This is a genomic window from Vibrio sp. V09_P4A23P171 (assembly GCF_963875615.1).
Classification (GTDB): Bacteria; Pseudomonadota; Gammaproteobacteria; order Enterobacterales; family Vibrionaceae; genus Vibrio; species Vibrio anguillarum.
Genome location: NZ_CAWNMR010000072.1, coordinates 92,240 through 113,586 on the forward strand (window position 1 = coordinate 92,240; position 21,347 = coordinate 113,586).

Annotated in this window: 14 protein-coding genes; 9 read left to right on the forward strand and 5 right to left on the reverse strand. The window is 44.4% G+C overall.

What is annotated here, in order from left to right:
* Window positions 1–109: 109 nt before the first annotated feature.
* From AACT23_RS17805 to AACT23_RS17815, 3 genes are read right to left on the reverse strand one after another with little or no spacing between them, the layout of a single operon-like run.
* Window positions 110–1,378, reverse strand: coding sequence for a sigma-54-dependent transcriptional regulator (locus AACT23_RS17805; RefSeq protein WP_013867894.1), 1,269 nt, complete (start codon window positions 1,376–1,378; stop codon window positions 110–112).
* The gene (locus AACT23_RS17810) at window positions 1,368–3,716 is read right to left on the reverse strand and encodes an ATP-binding protein (protein WP_094130308.1); all 2,349 of its coding nucleotides are present in this window, start codon (window positions 3,714–3,716) and stop codon (window positions 1,368–1,370) included. Before AACT23_RS17810 ends, AACT23_RS17805 begins: the two co-directional genes overlap by 11 nt.
* Window positions 3,713–5,065 carry an ABC transporter substrate-binding protein gene (locus AACT23_RS17815; RefSeq protein ID WP_020977853.1) on the reverse strand — a complete coding sequence of 451 codons (1,353 nt, stop codon included), beginning with the start codon at window positions 5,063–5,065 and terminating at the stop codon, window positions 3,713–3,715. The genes AACT23_RS17810 and AACT23_RS17815 overlap by 4 nt, the downstream gene beginning before the upstream one ends.
* A 275-nt stretch (window positions 5,066–5,340) precedes the next feature.
* On the opposite strand from AACT23_RS17815, the gene AACT23_RS17820 reads away from it, so the two are divergent.
* The gene (locus AACT23_RS17820; protein ID WP_094130311.1) at window positions 5,341–6,720 is read left to right on the forward strand and encodes an MFS transporter; all 1,380 of its coding nucleotides are present in this window, start codon (window positions 5,341–5,343) and stop codon (window positions 6,718–6,720) included.
* 186 nt (window positions 6,721–6,906) lie between these two features.
* Window positions 6,907–8,370, forward strand: coding sequence for a pyruvate kinase (gene pyk, locus AACT23_RS17825; protein ID WP_019280880.1), 1,464 nt, complete (start codon window positions 6,907–6,909; stop codon window positions 8,368–8,370).
* A gap of 143 nt (window positions 8,371–8,513) precedes the next feature.
* Here pyk and torS read toward each other — a convergent pair whose 3' ends face one another.
* Window positions 8,514–11,411 carry a TMAO reductase system sensor histidine kinase/response regulator TorS gene (gene torS, locus AACT23_RS17830; RefSeq protein ID WP_255211902.1) on the reverse strand — a complete coding sequence of 966 codons (2,898 nt, stop codon included), beginning with the start codon at window positions 11,409–11,411 and terminating at the stop codon, window positions 8,514–8,516.
* A gap of 88 nt (window positions 11,412–11,499) precedes the next feature.
* On the opposite strand from torS, the gene torT reads away from it, so the two are divergent.
* Together torT and AACT23_RS17840 are read left to right on the forward strand one after the other, a co-directional pair.
* Window positions 11,500–12,501, forward strand: a complete 1,002-nt coding sequence (gene torT / locus AACT23_RS17835; RefSeq protein ID WP_094130317.1) for a TMAO reductase system periplasmic protein TorT — start codon at window positions 11,500–11,502, stop codon at window positions 12,499–12,501.
* Window positions 12,502–12,553: 52 nt separating this feature from the next.
* Entirely contained in the window at window positions 12,554–13,009 is a 456-nt protein-coding gene (locus AACT23_RS17840; RefSeq protein ID WP_026027464.1) for a methylglyoxal synthase, read from the forward strand.
* Window positions 13,010–13,112: 103 nt separating this feature from the next.
* Here the strand turns inward: AACT23_RS17840 and helD are convergent, their stop codons facing one another.
* A complete protein-coding gene (gene helD, locus AACT23_RS17845; protein WP_026027873.1) occupies window positions 13,113–15,176 on the reverse strand; it encodes a DNA helicase IV in 2,064 nt (687 codons plus the stop codon).
* A 182-nt stretch (window positions 15,177–15,358) separates the two neighbouring features.
* On the opposite strand from helD, the gene yccS reads away from it, so the two are divergent.
* From yccS to glpD, 5 genes are all read left to right on the forward strand, one after another.
* Window positions 15,359–17,512 (forward strand): YccS family putative transporter, encoded by a 2,154-nt coding sequence (gene yccS, locus AACT23_RS17850; RefSeq protein ID WP_094130320.1) that lies wholly within the window; start codon window positions 15,359–15,361, stop codon window positions 17,510–17,512.
* 138 nt (window positions 17,513–17,650) lie between these two features.
* Complete coding sequence (locus tag AACT23_RS17855; protein WP_094130323.1) at window positions 17,651–17,875, forward strand: hypothetical protein; 225 nt, start codon at window positions 17,651–17,653, stop codon at window positions 17,873–17,875.
* A gap of 67 nt (window positions 17,876–17,942) precedes the next feature.
* Window positions 17,943–18,242, forward strand: a complete 300-nt coding sequence (locus tag AACT23_RS17860; RefSeq protein WP_013867906.1) for a hypothetical protein — start codon at window positions 17,943–17,945, stop codon at window positions 18,240–18,242.
* Between the two features lie 87 nt (window positions 18,243–18,329).
* A complete protein-coding gene (locus AACT23_RS17865) occupies window positions 18,330–19,589 on the forward strand; it encodes a hydroxymethylglutaryl-CoA reductase (RefSeq protein WP_094130326.1) in 1,260 nt (419 codons plus the stop codon).
* Window positions 19,590–19,774: 185 nt separating this feature from the next.
* The gene (glpD, locus tag AACT23_RS17870) at window positions 19,775–21,319 is read left to right on the forward strand and encodes a glycerol-3-phosphate dehydrogenase (protein ID WP_094130329.1); all 1,545 of its coding nucleotides are present in this window, start codon (window positions 19,775–19,777) and stop codon (window positions 21,317–21,319) included.
* The last annotated feature ends 28 nt before the right edge of the window (window positions 21,320–21,347 follow it).

A 21,347-nucleotide genomic window follows, 5' to 3' on the forward strand; every position in this document is an offset into this window, starting at 1 on the left:
GAGTTATGTATGTATAACTCACTTTCTCTTTTGTATTAATTTATAATTCTCTCTCTCATCATTACCATGCCAGCATTATCAAACTGATCCACCACCTAAAATTGAAAAACTAATAACGACTTTTAAAGTCATCCTTTTCTAAACCATGTTTTTTCATTCGTAAGTAGAGCTTTTTACGCGGTACTTGCAGATAATTTGCGGCATCAGCGACGCGACCAGAATGGAGAAATAATGCATCTTCAATAATTTGCTTTTCGTAATCATCCACCAATTCATCAAGCGGTGATAAAAGATCAGACTGATTGTACAAACGCTCTTTTCCCGTCAGTTTTACAATACCTATCGCATATAATTCAGCTACATTTCTCAGCTCTCGTACATTTCCCGGCCATTGATGTGCACGCAGTAGCGACAAATAACTCAGTTCTACCGCTGGCAAAGGTTTCGCCAATTTATTACAGCTCTGCTTGAGAAAATAATGGAACAAAGTAGCGATATCATCGGGACGATGTCGAAGTACAGGCACCTCTATCACGCCTTGGTTTAGCAAATAATAGAGCTCTGGCTGCAACCGATTAGCCGTAATCAAGGCCTCAGGTTCCGTACCTAAAATAGCAATCACGCGCGTTCGAGCTTTGCTTAGGCGTTCTTGGTTAAGCATCCTCTGAGTCAAATAACGCTGCAATTCTTCAGAAAGTAATTCGATGTGGTCTATTAGCAATGTACCGTTTTCACTTGCATCTAATTTTTGTTCAATCTGTGCGAGCGTGGTCGCTGATGAAACGGTTAATTCCACCAGCGATGAAGCATGATTACCCTGTGTCAGTTGGTGAATGAGATATGCAATAGTATGCCGCCCAACACCCGATTCTCCACAAATAACAACATGACTGTTGAGCATTGAATACTGAGCAACATGGTGGCGAATTTGCCCCATTTGAGCGGATTTTCCGATGAGTTCGCATTTGATTGAGTTGGCCATAGCCGTTTTTTGTTGTACAAAATGACGACGAATATCGAGATTTTTCTTCACTAAGCTCAATAACTCCGCAGGATTGATTGGCTTTTCAAGAAAATCGCATGCCCCTATTTTGACCGCCTCTACCGCCATAGGAATGTCTCCGTGGCCAGTAATGACAATCACAGGAATATGCTCATCGATCGATTTAATCGCTTTAAGCAATTCAATGCCGTTCATTTGTGGCATATAGACATCAAGCAATATCACTCCAGCCCAATCAGAATGGATAAACTCACACGCTTTGGTGGGGTTAAGAAGTGCTTTTGACGGCAAATTAGCTATCGACATAAGATGCGAATATGAGTCAAGGACATCTTGGTCATCATCAATCAATAAAACAGAATAATTATGATTCATAAGGCAACTCCAGCACGACCATTGCACCTCGACTGACTGTCGAGGCAAGATAAATTTGACCCTTTATTTTTCCTATGAGCGAGCGGCAAATATTCAGCCCTAAGCCCAACCCTACTTCTTTGGTCGTGGTAAAGGGCGTAAAGAGTTTTTCAACGACATCATGAGCAAATCCAGCCCCTGAATCGCATACTGCAACAACGTGATGCGTTGGCGTACTCGACAGCAATATCACGTCAACTTTTTTGTGCTCACATCCCACAACCGCTTCACAGCCATTTACCAACAAATTAATCAATACCTGTTCCAAGCCGATTTGATCTGCAATGACTTGAATTGGTTGATGAATATGGCTTTGCAATACTATCTGTTGACGTTTCGCTTTCGTTTCAACCAACAACATAGCCTGACCGATAACGTCAGTAATCAAGACATGGGTAAGGGTTTCATCACTGCTACTTTTACGAGAAAAATGACGTAACCCATTGATGATTTTGCCCATTCGCTCTGTTAAATGTTCAATATGATCGATGGAATGTCTGATTTGCTCTGTTTTCTTCTGCTCTAAAGCAAGGTTTACGCTATAGAGATAAGTCGACATCGCGCTTAATGGTTGATTCAATTCGTGCGCTAAACTGGTCATCGTTTGCCCGACCACCGCCATTTTAGCGGCTTGTACTAACTCACTTTGTGTTTTTTTAAGATGGTTTTCGGTCCGGTGGTGCTGCTCAATTTCAGCGAGTAACTGATGATTTTTTTCACGTAATGAATGAGTTTTTGCTCGAACTCGCTCTTCTAATAATCGATTAGCGTGCTCTTGATCGGTAACATCCGTAATCGTGATGATAACTTTATCGCTTAAACCGTGGGTATACTTACGTAAATACAAGCGCAAGTAATAAGGTTTATCCACATCGCCTAACGATAGCGTAATGACATCTGCACCATTTTCGATCAACTTAGCCTCTGGGTTAAACAGTGCTTGCAACTGCGATTGAGTTGACGTTGAAAAACAGAGCCAAAAGGCTTTCGGGTCCTCATTCTGGTCTATATTCAAGCGAACACGAGCGCTTAAGTTAGCCGATTCAATATAACCATCCAAATCACAAGTGATTAAACTCGCTTGCGTATTGTTAATCAAACTCAGTGCGTTGGTTCGGTCCATTTCCTCCACTTTTTTACCATACTGAACCAATTTTTCACTGATCCGGCCAATTTCATCTCTGCCGTCTACCACAATAGGGTGTGAAAGATCATTATGAATGATGGCATCTAAACTGTCGCTAAGGCGGTTAAGTCGGCCCACAATCCGACGATTGATGAAATAGTAAGTCAAAAACAAACTGATAATGATCGATAAGCTAAAGCAGACAAACAGAATACGGTTACCATGAGAAACCAGTTCCGTGGTCTCTTTTTTCGCTTGAACAAACGACTCATCGGCGTTGGCGACCAACATCGCAATATCAGTATGTTGGTGGAGAAGCTGCTGCTGAACTTCAGCTCGAATATCATCAAGCCGGGAATTTAAACGCACCATAGAACGTAAGTTTTGATGGAAAGAGCCATTCAAACTCAATACATCCATTAGCTCACTGAGTAATTGTTGATAGGCGATGGTTGCAGGTTGTGAAAAAATCGGCGCACTCTGTGCGTACAGTTCTTCAAGGCGGAACTGTAGTACTTTCATGCCATTATTCACTTGGCTAATATGCTTAGATTGGATGAGCTCTTTTGCGAACATAAACGTTTGAGCCTCACCATCTAGGATAGACTGGACAGCCCCTAAACTCGCAAACAGCATGTCGCTTTCATTACCTTTCATTTTACGCTCTAGCTGCCACTGTATTTCTTGGCGCAGCGGAGTCAACTCAGAACCAATATCTTGATGTAGCCATTGGATCTGCTCTTGAAGTAACTCAATTTGACGACTTTGATCAATCCGTTGCCCGACTAGAAGACCAAATTGCTCACTAAGATTACGTAGCCGTTGATACCCAGCAAGCAGCCGTTGCTGCTCGCTGTTCAATTCAATCTCGCTTAATATTTTGCTGATCGTCGTTAAATTGTTATCCAAACGTTGCCGTTGCTCATCCAACTCAACTTTGTTACGCGTATTTGAGATGATTTCGATCCGTCTTTTAATTTCCGAACTACTGCTTTCGAGCAGATAACTGGCATTATATTTAGGAACACTTTTATCAAGCAGCTCGCTCACTTGATTATCTAAACTATTCCATGTTCCCCATGCGACGATGCTGACAATCGTCAACAGCAAGGTACTACAAGCAAAGGCCAAAACCAGTCTCGCGCCAATCGTGTTGTATTTCGGAAAAATCATGGCGTATCGACCCGGTCCAAGTTTTTTAGATCGGACAAAGCTTCTTCTAAGGTTAATGCCAACTGCATCTTCCAACGATGCGTCAGCTCCGCTACTTGCATAGAAATGGCGGCGGAGTGTGTCTCATACTGCGCCTCATCAACACTGATTTTTTGCCATGACTGATATACCACGGCTAACTCTGTTTCGGTCACAGGTAAAGAGAACACTCGAGTTTCAATATTTTCAATGAGCTTCAGAGCGGGTTCATTGTGTGCGTACTTGGTTTTAGCATGATTGATTGCGAGCCAAGTGTCTTTTAACTGAGGTAAGCGTTTGGTAATCGCAATTTCAAACAATAAGTTAACTAACTCCTCACGATGTGTAATGGATGCCATGGACAACTGTGTATATGCCTCATTAAACAGGGATTTATCGTTTATCGCATGTTTAGAAAAATCATTGCTATCCATATTCGTTTGTACCGCTTTTGACATCAATAAATCGATGAATGCCTTCGCATATTGATCATTTTCACGCAGGCTCACTTGGGCGACGTATGTGGGCATTAGGGTAAAACTTTCATCATAGCGAAATTGAACGTGCTCAAATTTTCGTTCTAATATGCTGGCATAGCTATCAATCGTTGGGCCTATCCCAAATTGCCCTTTGGCTACATAATCACTCACACCAAAACTGCGTGAGGAAATTGTCCCTAAATTTGCCCCCACGTTCAGTAAAATCCGCCACCCTTGTTGCCAACCATATTTAGCAAGAATGCTCTCGACCATTAACTGAGTAGTACCCGAACGTGTTGGGGTACTCATCGTGATGTGGTCAAAGTAGATAAAATTAGCCAGATCGGTGAACGACGTAGGCGTCGGTAAATGATGTAAGCTGAGATAGTCACGATTCCATACCAAACCAGCGCCAGAATAGCCTATCGTCACGACTTTATCGGTTGGCGGTAACATGTAGGGTTTTAACCATTCTGGTGGTTGCAAATGGGCAGGTAAGGTTGCGAGCTTATTGCTATTTGCTAAATGCTGCATTAAAAAAGGCGATGAGCTCAGCACTACATCAATATTCTGGATATAGCTTTTATTAAGCAGTTGAATACTCGATTGTGCTCTACGGTGGACAACTTGCACATCAACCCCTTGATACTGTTTGCTGAACTCTTCAATAAGAGGTAGCAAGGGTTCACGTGAAAATGTGGTCAGTATGACTAACTCATTCTCTTTTGCATAAGCGGTATTGATAGCCGCCGCTATCGATCCTAGTAGCACCATCCATTTGCACCAGCGTAATAAGGTACAAGAACGGAAAACCGCTTTTAAATCACAAAACCCTAAAAATTGTGCGTTCACTCAAAACTCTACCGTTTAGCTAAAAATAAATTATTAAACATTTGTGTCAGTTATGACGCAAAACAGCGTATTACAATTTCAATTTTATCAGCAAAACATAATTTACCCTTCGCTGAATTCCCATTTTTGACCCATTCACACTCTCAATTTGAGTCATTTCTGCCTCAAATTGGCACTTTTGAGCCCCATACCCATTTGTTTGAAGATGCATTCCGACAACGAAACAACCCTATTTAGTAATAACCCTATTTAGTATTTGATGAATGGAGAGCTCCATGCTTAACTTTTTTAAAACTCGCCCAGATCTACCGCTATCGGATAGCTCTGAGGGCGCAATGCAATCGCGTTTCAAAAGTTTTCAATGGCAAGTATTCTTAGGCTTAGTCTTTGGATACGCCATGTTCTATGTGGTTCGTATGAGTTTAGGCGTCGTTAAAAAACCGATGCTTGATGCGGGCATCGTATCGATAGAAGAACTCGGGATCATGGGATCAGCCTTCTTCTTCACCTACGCATTTGGTAAGTTTTCGAACGGTTTCCTTTCTGACTACGCCAACATCGGCCGATTTATGTCGTTCTCACTACTGCTTTCTGGTGCCACTGCCATATTCATGGGGTTGAACACCACGGCATTCTTCTTTGTGTTACTTTGGGCCGTCAATGGTTGGTTCCAATCGGTGGGTTCTGCGCCTTCTTGCGTCTCGCTTTTCCAATGGTTCTCACCTAAACAACGCGGAAGCCGTTATTCAATTTGGGGAGGATCTCGAAATATCGGCGAAGGCATCACTTGGATTCTAACAGCAACGCTAGTGAGTTATTTAGGCTGGCAAGCAGGTTTCATCGGTGCGGGCATTGCTGCCATCATCGCTGCATTGATTATGTTCTTTGTACTGAAAGATCGCCCGCAAACCTATGGTTTACCTGATGTTGCAACAGCATTTGGTGAAGAGCCCGAGTTCAAAAAAGCCAACGATCCAAAAGAAACACGTCGCGCTCAACTGTTCATTTTGAAGCAGCCGACTGTCTGGCTGATTGCCGCTGCTTGTGCAGCGATGTATATCTCTCGCTATGCGATGTCTTCTTGGGCGGTGTTATACCTACAAGAAACCAAAGGCTATTCACTGATTGATGCTGGTTTTGCAATGTCCACTTACCCTATTGCAGGCCTCGCGGGCGCTATTTTGTCTGGTATCATTTCAGATAAAGTATTCAACGCTAACCGTCATATCCCAACGCTACTTTACGGATTTACCAACATTGCAGGTATGTGCTTGATGTTCTTCGGCCCCGATAACCGTATGGTAGATGCTGTTGCTCTAGGCTTAATTGGTTTTGCGATTGGTGGGCTTGTCGTATTTCTTGCTGGCCTAACGGCTTGTGACTTAATGCCTAAAAATGCCGTCGGTGCCGTAAAGGGCTTTATTGGTTTGTTCTCTTACTTAGCCGCTTCGGCTCAAGAACTGGTGTCTTCATCACTGATTAAAATGACGGAAGTGGATGGCGTAACCAAATATGACTTTACTCAAGCACAATATTTCTGGTTGGCCGCTGGCGTGATTTCTTTACTGCTTGCGACTACGGTATGGAATGCCAAGAAAGTAACGGATATTGATGCTCCTACGGGCCAGATACTGGAAACGAAACCAAGTCTCTAATCTATAACACCCTTGATACAGGGGGATAATCCCCCCTGTTATTTTCTTATTTTCATTCTTATTTTCTATATCCAAATCACTTGAAAAATCGACCAAATGTCGGCCGAGAGCAATGGACAAGTGCAATTAGCACCACCATAACTTCAAGTAAAATGGCTATAGCGAGTGTCGTTATAGGATACCACTATGTGTAAAACAAAAATCGTTGCAACGCTTGGCCCTGCAAGCCAAAGCCGTGAGATGATCACCAAGCTCATTAATGCTGGTGTTAACGTTGTACGTTTAAACTTTTCTCACGGCACCGCTGACGAGCATATTGAACGCGCGATGTTAGTACGTGACATTTCACAAAAGCTTGGTGTCAGTGTCGGCATATTAGTCGATTTACAAGGACCTAAGATCCGTATTTCCTGTTTTGAAGACGGTGCGATCACTCTAAAAGCGGGTGACTCATTTATTCTCGATGGGCTTCACCCCACAATGGCTGGTAACCAAGAACGTGTGGGCTTAGATTACCCGCAGCTGATTCAAGACTTGAAGTTGGGTGATACTTTACTGCTTGATGATGGCCGAGTACAACTCCGGGTCGAAGAACTCAACAAACCACAGCAGTGGGTAAAAACTCGCGTCATAAACAACGGTAAGCTGTCTAATCGCAAAGGCATTAATTTGCTCGGTGGTGGCCTTTCCGCGCCAGCACTGACGGACAAAGACAAACGAGACATCATCACTGCCGCGAAACTCCAAGCCGATTTTCTAGCCGTCTCATTTCCACGTAATGCCCAAGATTTACATGAAGCGCGCCGGTTAGCGGTACAAGCCGGATGTCATGCACATATTGTCGCCAAAGTAGAGCGAGCCGAAGTGGTGAGCGATCAAAAAAATATGGACGCGGTCATCAATGCATCCGACGTAGTGATGGTTGCTCGTGGTGATTTAGGCGTTGAAATCGGTGATGCTCGCCTACCCGGCGTACAAAAAGCGTTGATTGCGCGCTCAAACTATTTAGGCAAACCCGTTATCACCGCAACACAAATGCTGGAGTCGATGATTGACAACCCGCTGCCAACACGCGCAGAAGTGCTTGATGTAGCAAACGCGATTATTGATGGCACTGACGCTATTATGCTATCAGCAGAATCAGCGGCGGGAAGCTATCCCATTGAAGCAGTGGAAGCGATGGTGCGTATCGCTCACGGTGCAGAACAAGAGTTAGGCTGTGCGCAAAATTCATGGGATAAACTGCATCATTTGTGCAGCGATGCGGGCAAAAGCTTCGCGCTTTCCTCCATGATATCGGCGACTAAGGTTCATAAAGATCTTGGGGTCGCCATTTTAACTCAACAGGGAGAAACACCCCTGTTGATGTCTCGCTGTCAAAGCCAAGCTACCATTTGGGCACTCTCCGACAGGCCTGAACTGCTGCGTAAATTAACCATTTTGCGCGGCGTTACACCAACCTATATTCCATCATTAGCGACACAAGCGGATTTGCTGTCTCAGCAAGTGCTTAACGCTCTGGCACAAGACGCAGCTAACCGCCATATTTCATCCATTTTGATGACACAATTAGAATCGATCGAAGGCGTGGGTAATATTAACGTCTGTCGTTTATTGACGTTGCCAGTAGTAAAAGAATTAGCCGCGTAGAATGTAGGGTTCTGCGCCGCTAATCATGAGATCATTAAAATTATTCAGTGATCTCAACACCTCCCCCTAAAAAACCTTGCTCCACAGGGAACTTGGCCTGCGCTTGTCGCAGGCCCTTTTTAATGATGCCAACAGCCAATTACTTATACAAACAGTAACCTGAGTGAATGAATGGATTGAGCGGCTAAGGCTTCTAATTCCGCTTGTAGCTCTTGATAAGTTTGCGCAGAGTCAGCACTTTTCTCAATGACTAAACACAGATCAAACAAGGCATGCAAACCTAAGCTGCCAGCTGAACCTTTCAATTTGTGTGCTAACGACTTAACGACCTGAACCTGTTCCCTCGATTGACGAAACTCATGTAGGTATTCATGCGTGCAATCGGCGAACAGCTCAATGATTTCATCCATCTTGTCACGCCCTAGCACTTCAATATCCGCGAGTAGGATCCGCTCGTCCATAATCGGACGAGCGGATTTTTGGCTATCCGAGGTTACGTGCGTAGGCACACTCAACTCAACGGGTAAGGTATTGTGTTCAATACGTTGCTGGACAAGTTGTGCAAGATCTTCTTTGACTAAAGGTTTGGGCAAATAGCCATCAAAACCAGCCGCTAAATAGCTTTCCACCTCTTCATTAAACACATGAGCCGAAATAGCAATCATCGGTGTGGGGCGTAGATGCGAATACTGTTCACGTTCGATAAGTTTGAGCTGCGCCAACAGCTCAATACCATTAACGTCAGGTAGATTAATATCGAGCAGTGCGACATCAAACCTGTGTTCACTAAACAGAACCCGAGCTTCAGCGCCTGTTTTCGCGGTGAGCACATTATGGCCGAGACTGGTCAAAAACCCTTCAGCAACCATGCAATTAACAGGGTTATCCTCCACCAGCAAGATGTTGGCCTCTCGCGTCGCGGCTATCGGCCTTTTAACCACTTCATTCACTGCCTCTCCTCGCTGTAAAGGAACAGTAAACTCAAAACGGCTTCCTTTGCCTAAATCTGATTCAAGCTTAAGCTCGCCGCCCATGGCTTCAACAAGCCGTTTGCTGATAGCCAAACCAAGCCCAGTACCACCTTTGTAACTTTGCTCACTGGAAGCTTGAGTAAACGCATCAAACAGCCTGATTTGATCCTGTTCACTGACTCCAACACCGGAATCCGACACTTCAAATGTCACTTTATTAGGCATTTCAGCATCAAGACTGACATAAATATCCACATAACCTTGATCGGTAAATTTGATGGCATTACCCACAAGGTTCGTCAGCACTTGACCTAAGCGAGTCATATCACCCACCCAAAAAGAAGCAACATCCAGTTCAATCTGCTTGGTAAATTCAAGCGACTTTTCTTCAGCACGTCCTTTCATCAGTTGGTAAACATCGTCCACCATTTGATGCAAATTAAAGTTGGCATTGCGAATTTCTAAGTGTCCGGCCTCAATTTTTGAATAATCCAGCACATCATTCAAAATGGACAACAAGGTGTGGCCGCTGCGGTTAATCACGTCCACATACTGACGCTGTTGAACGGTTAATGGCATCTCTTGTAATAAACGAGCCGTGCCTAATACGCCATTCATTGGTGTGCGGATTTCATGGCTCATGGTGGCCAAAAATGCCGATTTAGCGCGGTTGGCTTGCTCGGCTAAGTTGCGAGCTTTGGCATGATTCAACACTTCCATATTGAGTTTCTCATTGGTGTGTTGCAATTGTTCTGTTCGCTCGGTAACCACTTCCTCTAAGTGCTCTTTATGTTCTTGTAACGCCTCTCTCGCCTGCGCTTCACTTTCCGCCACCACTTTAAGAGACTGCGCGGTATTGCGGGCCGTGATGATCGCCTGCCCCATTTGCGCCAGTTCATCCTCTCCTTGGACTGCCACTTCCACCTGCAGTTGCCCTTTTGCGATGGATAACAGTGCCGATGAATATTCGGCTAAACGTTTTACCACCGACAGATAGACGACCTTCCACATAATGAAAGCTGCAATGAGAAGGCCAACCAAGGTTAATAAGGTCAATGTATACTGTGCCATGTTCAAGGTTGTAGAGAGCTGCGCAACAGCGTGAGTCGTTGTACGATTGGAGTCATCTACTAAGCGGCTGACGGTAGTATTAAGATCTGAAAACTGTACTAAGGTGTTTTGTGTGAGCGATTTCGCGACCTGCTCGTTATCATAACGTTGCTGCAAAACACTAAAAACCACTTTGCGCTTTTCTAACTCATTAAGCAGCTCTGTCATTTGCTTCGAACGCGTCGGGTCTTCTACCGCGCGTACTCTGCGCTGCATGATGGTGAGGTTATGCAAAAACTCTGTTTGGATTTGTTGGATTCGCTCAACATCGGTAACCGTGCGTGTCTCTTCGATGTGGCTGAGCATTTTGAACGCCAGCAAATGAAGCTCATGCAAGCGCTCTGAAAGATCGAGGTCTACTTCCACTAAAGCGTCTAACGCTTTGTACGCTTGTGACGTTTTATCGGCTTGTAACAAGTCATAAATATGCGTCACATTCGCCACTGCGATGGTACTGGTATTGAGCACTTGAGTGCGCGTCAACTCTTCCAATTGCAGCGCCAGTTGTCGCATCTCTTCCACTCGAACACTTAAGTCATGTGCCAGATACAACTTACGCTCAACCGTAATACCAAGCTGAGCCAGTGTATCGATAACGCTTTGAACATCATTTTCTAGGCGCGTCAGCAGTTCTGAATCAAAAGAATCGGCACCCAACTGCTTGATGTGATTAAGCAAAGATTGAAGCTGATCGAAAAGCGCTTTGCCATACTGCTGGCGCTCTTGCTCTGTTTTTGAGTTGGTTAACATTTGCACAGACGTAATGATTCGTGTGCTTAACTCCGACACTTGACGCGCTTCCAGCATCGAAGGAATGGCAGAATTCACCACATTACGTTCGGTTTTAGCCACCAGCGAAAAACCAAACACACCGATCAACGCCGATAACAAAACGAGCAGGGCCATTGCCGAAAAGGACAACATTAATTTTCGGCCAATACTGGCTTTGGCTAACAACATGGCACCCAACCTCAAACATTACTTCTTAAGCAACACGGAATGGGCTATATTTTGCAGTGTTTACTCACGTTATGCCAACGAATAGCGAATGCAATTGATCTTAAACCTTATTTCCCCAACGCTTTTACTGCTGATTTTAAGCTTGGTTAGCAACACAACATTCGCCGAACCCCATAAGAAAGTCTGCGCTTTATACCCTCACCTCAAAGATTCCTATTGGTTATCAGTCAACTATGGAATGGTTGACGAGGCGAGAAAACAGAAGTTGAATTTACGCGTGTTAGAATCGGGTGGTTATCCTAATCATGAACGACAAAAAGAACAGCTTTCATTGTGCGTTCGTTGGGGCGCTGATGCGATCATTCTCGGTACTGTTGCGCCGGATCTTTACACAACGGACTTAAGCACATACGTCGCTTCTACGCCTGTGTTTGCAACGGTTAATCAGCTCATTCTCAATCAGCAGCAGGCTGCGCGGCTACAAGGTCAAGTGGGTGTCGATTGGTATTGGATGGGATACTACGCGGGAAAATATCTTGCTGATAAGCACCCACAAGGCAGTGGAAAAACCAATATAGCTTTGCTACTTGGCCCGAAAACCAGTGGTGGTACTCAACCCGTTAGCCAAGGTTTTTATCGCGCAATACAAGACAGCGATATCAACGTAGTGGAAAGCCTATGGGCAGATAATGATAAAGAACTGCAGCGTAATTTAGTACAACAAGCGCTGGAGCGAGCTGACCTTCACTATATTGTGGGCAGCGCCGTCGCGATTGAAGCGGCGATCAGCGAATTGAGAACCTCAGGGATGACAAACCGCATCGGTTTGGTGGCAACCTATTTAAGTCATGGCGTCTACCGCGGGCTGCTGCGTGGCCGAGTCGAATTTGCGCCAACGGATAAAATGGTCGAGCAAGGCAGGCTTTCCATTCAACAAGCTGCGGCTTTTTTCAATCAGCAACCTTATGAAAAAAAAGCCGCACCGATTATCGAATCCTTAACGCCTATGTCACTCAATCCGCAGATAATTGCAGATTCGTTATCTCCATCTGAATATAGGCCGACTTTTAGCGTAAAAGAGATTGAATAAAAGTGGCGATTTCGCTATTTAACATACTGATTTGAATCATAGGGACTCTTCAATGCAAACAACGACTCGGACTATGCCTGCGCATAAGCATGTCGCTCTCGTCGCTCACGACAACTGCAAACCGGAACTACTTCGCTGGGTAAAAGAAAATAAAGAAAAACTACAGCGCCATTTTTTATACGCGACAGGAACCACTGGCAATATGCTCAGCAAAGAGACTGGCCTTGCTATAAAAAGCATGATCAGCGGTCCGATGGGTGGCGACCAACAAATTGGCGCGTTGATTTCTGAAGGCAAAATTGATGTGTTGATCTTCTTCTGGGACCCACTCAATGCCGTACCGCATGATCCCGATGTAAAAGCTCTGCTACGAATTGCCAGCGTTTGGAACATTCCAGTTGCCACAAACCGCGCCAGTGCTAAATTTTTGTTCTCTTCACAGTTGATAGAGCAAGAGGTCGATATCGAGATCCCTGATTACCAAGCTTATCTAGCTGAACGCATGTAACCTATAACCTTTACATACGCACAGAGACACACAGTCAAAATCCAAATCACCACATAAGACAACTTGATCGCCTGCGTGAACGCATCCCCTTTCAAAGGATGCGTTATTTCTGCTTCACCACTGGGTAATCCCCTGATAGCAATTCGCGAACAAAAACCGAGCCACTGCCCGAGTGCGTGATCCACACTTTCTCTTTAGCGCGGGTCATTGCAACGTAGAATAAACGGCGCTCTTCGGCGTAGGGGAAATCATCATTCGATTGGCTCAATGCACTATCGATATGCAGCGCTTTCACTCGAGCCGGAAACTGCCCCTCATCAACACCGAGCACAATCACAAAATCGGCTTCTTTACCTTTACTGGCGTGACAAGTCATAAATTCTATATTGAGTGAGCGGTAATGCTTTTTCCAGTCGTTAAGCCGCTCTGGTTTATGATAATGGTTTCGTCCAAGCAATAGCACAGATTGCGTACTATTCGCTTGGCGATTGAGTTGATCCAAGATCTTTTCAATGTTGTTGCTTGGTGCAATAAATACTGATTTTTGTTTTTGCTGCTTGAAGCTGTTAAGTGTTTTTGGTAACTGATTCGGATTAGCTTGAATAAACTGGTTAGCTACCGCACCCAACTGATCATTAAAACGATAAGTCGTATCCAGATAATGAACCGTCGAGTGTGGGAAGCGTTCACTAAACCCAGTCGTAAGATCCACGTCAGAACCAGCAAATTGATAGATTGACTGCCAATCATCACCCACGGCAAACAAGTTACACGCTCCTGGCTGCTGCTCACATAAAGATTGGATCAACGCCAATCGCTGTGGTGAAATATCTTGGTATTCATCGATCATGATGAATTTCCAATTCGATTTAAATTTACCCTTTTCAACGTATTCCGTTGCGCGGCTGATCATCATATTAAAATCGATTTGATTTTGCTCTTTGAGCATTTGTAACCAAGCTTGGTAACATGGCCAGCACAAAGAGAGCTCACTGTTCAGCCTTGAATAGTCTGGATGGTCAATCAAACGTTGTTGCAGCTCCTTTTTCCCAAGACCAAGCATAGCCAGTTGTTCAAGTTGCTTTTCCAACCATGCAATCAGCTTGGGGTTTTCAACATGGCTACCCAGTTCATCATCACCAGCTAAATAAGCAATTGGCCATTTAGACAAATGCTTCTGCCAACGCTTAAAATTGGTCGGCGTCATCCAATGTTTCTTCAACCAATCAATACACCATGCCAACTTTAAGTTACTGTCTAGAGCCACTGGCGAAATGATCGCTTCTCGCCCTTCGACCTCGTTTAAAATTTTCAGCCCTAACTGATGGAAGGTATTAACGCGAACGTGTTCCGCCGCCATGCCGATTTTGCTATCTAATCGCTGTTCCATCTCTTTCGACGCATCGCGACCAAAAGCCACCAGTAGAATTTCGTGGGCCTGTGCAAGGTGACTTTGGAGTAGATACGCAACACGCGCCGTCAAAACGCTGGTTTTGCCCGAACCTGCACCCGCTAGGATGAGGTTGTGATCATCATTGAGTAGCACTGCGTGTTGCTGCGATAGATTAAGGGGAGAACTTTCAACTTGAGAGAATAAGACTTCCCAGTTTTGACGTTCCAATTCAAGCCAGTGTTGATTTCGCTGGGCAAGGGACGCCGAGCGATCCGTAAGCCAAGGCGAGAGCTGAGCAATAGCATCAGGTAGCCGTTGACGTGCTTCGGCTAATTTCATGTCCATCGTCGAAAAATCAGCTTCCACTTGCAAAGCCCAAACATCTAATAAGGAGTGTGGCAAAAAAGAGGGTAAACGCTTCAAGCGATTGAGCTCTTGCTCCCAGCGAGGCAGATACTGACTTAACTGCACACATTGACGATTGTGCCATTGTTGATAAGCCGCTACCGCCGTATGGGCAAACTGTCGGCACTCGGGCCAAGGCAAACCTTGCACCAACCATGATTGTTGAACACCTTCATCTTCATGCGCAAAAAACTGCAATGCTCCCCAAAACAAACCACGCTTAACACGGACTTTACCGTTCCAAACCGTGAACGGGATCCGCTCTTCGCTGACAGCCGAGGAGATAATCAAACGCTGTTGGTCAAGTTCAACTTGGTTATATTCGTCTTGAATGAGAAATTGTGCAGGCTTATTTGCGCTCAGCTGCATGGTTTTATGCTCTTTTATAAGAATGTGAATATGATATACCAATCACAGTGGGCATTGAAAAATTAATGTCAAGATTACTGTTGTTGATTTTGTAATCAAGTAGACGTTTTTCTTTATCTTGATCAGAGTGTTAATCAACGCTTCTGCTACACTATGGTTTTCTTTTTGGATGTTGAAGTATCGTGCCGCTCTCTAGCAAAATTCGCCTTTATTGGGCGAATAAAACTGTCAATTACAGCATTCTCATTTTGATCACTCTATTAGGTGTGGTCATTCCTGCGTGGCACTACAACCTCAATACTTGGATTACGCCACTGATCCTTGGCGTGATTGCCGCAGCACTGGCTGAAAGTGATGATAGTTTCAGTGGACGGTTAAAATCCCTCACTCTGACATTTATCTGCTTTGCTATCGCTGCATTTTCCATCGAACTACTTTTCCATACCCCGCCACTGTTTGCGATTGGGTTATTTATCTCCTCGTTTGGTTTTATCATTCTTGGCGCAATTGGCCCACGTTATGCCAGCATCGCCTTTGGCTCCTTACTTATCGCCATCTACACCATGTTGGGTGCACACCAAAGCGTGAATTTGTGGTTTCAACCCGTTTTGCTCCTGACGGGTGCCGCTTGGTATTACTTCATGTCGATGATTTGGCATATGTTTTGGCCAATGCAACCAGTACAGCAAAGCTTAGCGAATGTTTTTTTGCAATTGGCCAATTATCTTGAGTCCAAAAGCCATCTCTTCCATCCCGTATCGAACTTAGTCCCTCAGCCATATCGAATTGCTGAAGCCAATTTAAACGCGGCAACGGTTACCGCACTCAATCAATGTAAAGCCACTTTGTTGAGTCGTTCAAAAAGAGGCCATATTGATGGTGCCAGTGACCGATTTCTCAACATCTATTTCATGGCACAAGATATCCATGAACGTGTCAATTCAAGTCATTATCGCTATCAAGAGCTTGCCGAACACTTTGGCCGCTCAGATGTGCTGTTTCGCTTTAAACATTTATTAGAAACACAGGCCAAAGCCTGCCGTGAAATAGCCCAATCGATTCAGTTAGGGCGAAGCTATCAGCACCATTCAGAGTCAATCATGGCTCTGGATGAATTGCAAAGCTCATTAAACTACCTACAAGAACAACAACGCCCTGACTGGCGGGTGTCATTAGCGCAATTAGGTTATCTTTTCAATAACTTAGCAACAGTAGAAAAGCAACTCAATAACGTTAACAACCCTGATGCTAACAAGCTCGAAGAGGGTATGTTGTATGATACGGAAGCCCACACTCTTAAAGCCATGTGGTTACGGGTGAGGGCAAATCTGCATAAAGATTCGATGCTATTTCGTCATGCGCTGCGTATGTCTATCGCACTCACTATTGGTTACGGAATCATCCAAGGTTTTGGTATTGAACGAGGCTATTGGATTTTACTCACGACACTGTTTGTTTGTCAGCCAAACTACTCAGCCACTCGGCAAAAACTGACGGCCCGAATCATTGGCACGTTATCGGGGCTGTTTTTAGGCGTGCTGCTATTAACCTTGTTCCCATCGCCAGAAAGCCAATTGGTCTTTATCGTACTATCAGGTGTGATGTTTTTCGCCTTTAGACTAAACAACTACGGCTATGCGACTGGCTTTATTACTCTTTTAGTGCTGTTTTGCTTTAATCAATTGGGTGAAGGTTACGCCGTGGTACTGCCTCGGCTTGCCGATACTCTGATTGGCTGCGCATTGGCCGTTGCAGCGGTAGTGCTGATCCTCCCTGACTGGCAATCAAAACGATTACATAAAGTCATGGCGGATGCGATCGATGCCAACAAAGCCTATTTAGGACAGATTATTGGTCAGTACCGCATCGGTAAAAAAGACAACTTGAGCTATCGCATCTCACGGCGCAATGCCCACAACCAAGACGCAAATTTAACCGCAGCGATCAGTAATATGCTGGCAGAACCGGGTAAATATCGCGCGGCAATCGATGAAAGCTTCCGTTTTCTGACACTGAACCATGCACTGCTCAGCTATATCTCTGCTCTTGGAGCCCATCGGACACGCATCGAAGATGAAGCAACGCACCAACTGGTACTTGAAACTCACCGAGTGATCCACCAACACCTAGAGGTGTTGCACAAACAACTTTATGAACATTGTGATGAATGCGATACCAGCGACATTGACGATGCAGGCTTAGAGAAACGCTTAGCCGAATGGCGTGAAGAAGATGAAAGCTCGGTAAGAATGGTCTTACAACAGCTGCACCTTATTTATCGCATGCTACCTGAGCTTCACTCTCTCGCCAGTAAGTTTGCCGTCCGTGTAAACTAGCAATTGTCGTAATAATGAGAGCGGCTCAATTTCGGGCGGCTCTCACCTTTCTCTTGTTATAACTTGACATTTTTCGGACAAAAAATCGCCACATCGAGAATAATCTCAGATTAAGTATTTTCTTACAGGTGTAAGGCCATGAAAGGACATCAAACTTACCGCGGTGAGAACGCAGCGCATTTTTTACTGAGGCATGAGTCGATGACGCATAATCAATTTGAGTCTTTAAAATCACAATTACAGCATTTAACACCCCAACAACTGCGTTTATTACAAGGCGAGATAAAGCACTCTTTGGAAAATGAATCGAATAATTTGCTCACTGATGATGAGCTGAATGTGCTTTCGAGCCTCTTTTCCTAGTCACGAATTTCTTCTTGTGCAAAAAGTAAACGGAGCCTAAACTTTAGACATCGACGAGGATAAGCTTATGTCTATATCTGGTGTTCATTCTGGCTATCAACTGATCAATCAGTCAAATAAAATGGCTGAGGATGCGGCTCGTGAGCTCAATATGGAAAAAGACATCTCTCCTGTTGATAAAGCGGACAAAGCGCTTGCTTTTAATAAAGTTGAGTTTGATAAAGTTGTTGCTAAAGCTGAAGAAAAACCTGAAGAAATTGATAGCCTACTAAAATTGAACCAAGCTACACAATACAACCGCATTGGCACCAATATTATCCAACGAGATCAAGACATGCTGGGTTCAATATTGGATATCCAAGCCTAACTCTTCACACAACTTGCAACACAAGCAAATATTGTGTTTATGTGCATGGTGAGTACAATGCCCGCAAATTCTTTACCATGATTCGCTATGCCTAAGCTAAACCTGCATCGAAGAGATTATGTTTCTATTTTGGGTGGTGATATATCAGCACAGCAGCTAGAGCAAATACTCCAACCCAAGCTCACTTCTCCAACGCTCAAATTAACACCAAGTCCGTATTTAACCGCAAAAAATGTAGAACGCCGTTGGCAAGTACTTAACACGCGAACGAACAAAAGTGCGCTTTTAGATGACTCAACAGAGCAAGATATGCTCAGCTACCACAAAAATATTGAGCATTTTATTGGCACAGTCAAAGTTCCAGTTGGGATCGCAGGGCCATTACGAGTCAACGGACTGTTTGCCAAAGGTGATTATCTCGTCCCGCTAGCTACAACCGAAGCCGCTTTGGTTGCCTCTTATCATCGTGGTGCAAAACTGCTCACTGCGGCAGGAGGTGCTAGCGCCATATTGTTAAATGAAGGCGTTACTCGCACGCCAGGCTTTGCATTTTATAACTTAATCGAAGCTGGGCAGTTTGTGGCGTGGATAGTGACTCAATATGACCACTTTAAACAAGTTGCAGAAAACACGACAGCACACGGAAAACTGTCAGACATTAATGTCAATATTGAAGGGAACCATGTCTACCTCGTGTTTGAGTTTTTAACCGGCGATGCATCAGGGCAAAACATGGTCACTATTGCCACCAATGCCGTGTTCCAAACCATTCTGGCGAATACTCCTGTGCAGCCTGAATACGCATTCCTTGATGGCAACCTATCGGGTGATAAAAAAGCCACTAGCCAAACACTGCGTAGTGTGAGAGGAAAAAAAGTGACTGCCGAGGTGCATTTATCTGCCGAACTCATCCATAAACATCTGCATACGACGCCACAGTCTATGATGCAATTTGGCCAAATGACAACTGTTGGTGGAGCATTAAGCGGCGCGATAGGCATTAACGCGCATTACGCTAATGCACTCGCTGCTTTGTATATTGCCTGTGGGCAAGACGCCGCTTGCGTTGCTGAATCGGCAATTGGTATGACACGCATGGAAGTGGACAAAAATGGTGGTTTGTACGCCAGTGTAACCTTACCCAATTTAATGTTAGGGACCGTTGGTGGCGGTACAGGGTTACCGAGTCAAAAGGCATGTTTGGATATTCTCGGTCTGCACGGTACTGGTCATTCGCAAGCGTTAGCCGAAGTGGCAGCATCACTCTGTCTGGCTGGTGAACTTTCTATTGTCGGTGCGTTCTGCGCTGGCCATTTTTCACGCGCCCATCGCAAACTCGCTCGTTAAGGTATTGCCTCTCACAATAAAAAAGGCGCTACGTGAATACGTAGCGCCTTTTTTATTGGTTAAGTGAGCATATGCATTAGAAAATAATGATCGAGATCAAAATAAAAAAACAAAAAACTAACTATTTCGACTAAAAAATGGTTTCATACGAACATTACAGAACAAAAACGAAATAGGTACGCTCAATGAACAACCATTCTGTTTGCAACTCGATTGAAGCCGAAAACAATGTGCTCGACATTATTGTTGTCGGTGGCGGTATCAATGGGGCAGGCATCGCCGTAGATGCTGCTGGCCGCGGGCTGAAAGTTGGCCTGTATGAAGCAAAAGACTTTGCTAGCGCTACCTCTTCTGCGAGCTCAAAATTAATTCATGGTGGGTTGAGATACCTAGAACATTATGAATTTCGTTTAGTCGGTGAGTCATTGGCTGAACGCGAAGTACTGTTGCGCAAAGCGCCTCACATTGCAAAACCAATGCGATTTCGTCTACCACACCGCCCTTTTCTAAGACCTGCTTGGATGATTCGTGCCGGACTTTTTCTTTATGACCATTTAGGCAAACGAACCTCACTACCTGCCAGCAAAAAAATAGCCCTTAACGCGGGTGTGGTGACTAAAAATGAGATGAAAATGGGTTTCGAATACTCAGACTGCTGGGTCGATGATGCTCGTTTAGTGATACTGAATGCGATGCAAGCACGTGAACTCGGTTCCGAAGTAAAAAACTATTGCCGCGTTGAATCAGCTCGTCGTGTTGACGAGTTATGGCATGTGACTTTGTTTGATGAAAAAACACAAACTCGTTTTACTCGCCGCAGTCACGCGCTTGTCAACGCAACAGGTCCTTGGGTTAAACAGTTCATTGATGAGCAGATTGAAATTACTTCTCCCTACGGTATCCGGCTTATCAAAGGATCACATATTATCGTGCCGAAAATTCACGATGAAGAGCAGGCGTATATTTTACAAAACGAAGATAAACGGATCGTCTTTGTGATCCCCTATCTTGATCACTATTCAATGATAGGCACCACCGATGTCGAATACCGAGGTGATCCTCGTCAAGTGAAAATTAGCGTCGAAGAAAAACAGTACTTATTGGATGTTGTGAATAAGCACTTTATCCATCAGGTCACATTAGATGATATTGTGGCTGACTTCAGCGGTGTACGCCCGCTTTGTGATGACGAGTCTGACTCACCACAAGCCATTACTCGGGACTATACACTCTCATTGGATCAACAAGCTGATAATGCGCCACTACTTTCTATTTTTGGTGGAAAGTTAACCACTTATCGCAAGTTAGCTGAATCTGCTATGGGTCAATTAAAACCATTTTTTAATCAAATGTCTGACAGTTGGACCGCAAACAAACCACTGCCTGGTGGAGAAGCCTTTTATCCAGCACAGCTCAAACAGCAGCTTGAGCAGCGCTTCCCAGATCTTGATAAAGCGACCATTAACCGCTGGATCACTAATTATGGTAGCCGAGCTTCGGTGATGCTCGATAATGTGCAAAGTAGTGCTGATCTAGGTAAACATTTTGCGTTTGGGCTCTATCAATGCGAAGTCGATTATCTCTTACATTATGAATTTGCTTCTTCATGTGAAGATATCCTATGGCGCAGAAGTAAACTCGGCTTAACATTTAACACTGAACAAATTCATCAGTTAAATGATTATATCGACCAATCATCAACTTGTGAATGTCAACGCATCAGTGCTTAACACAAGATGTAGCCACTAGAATTAAACT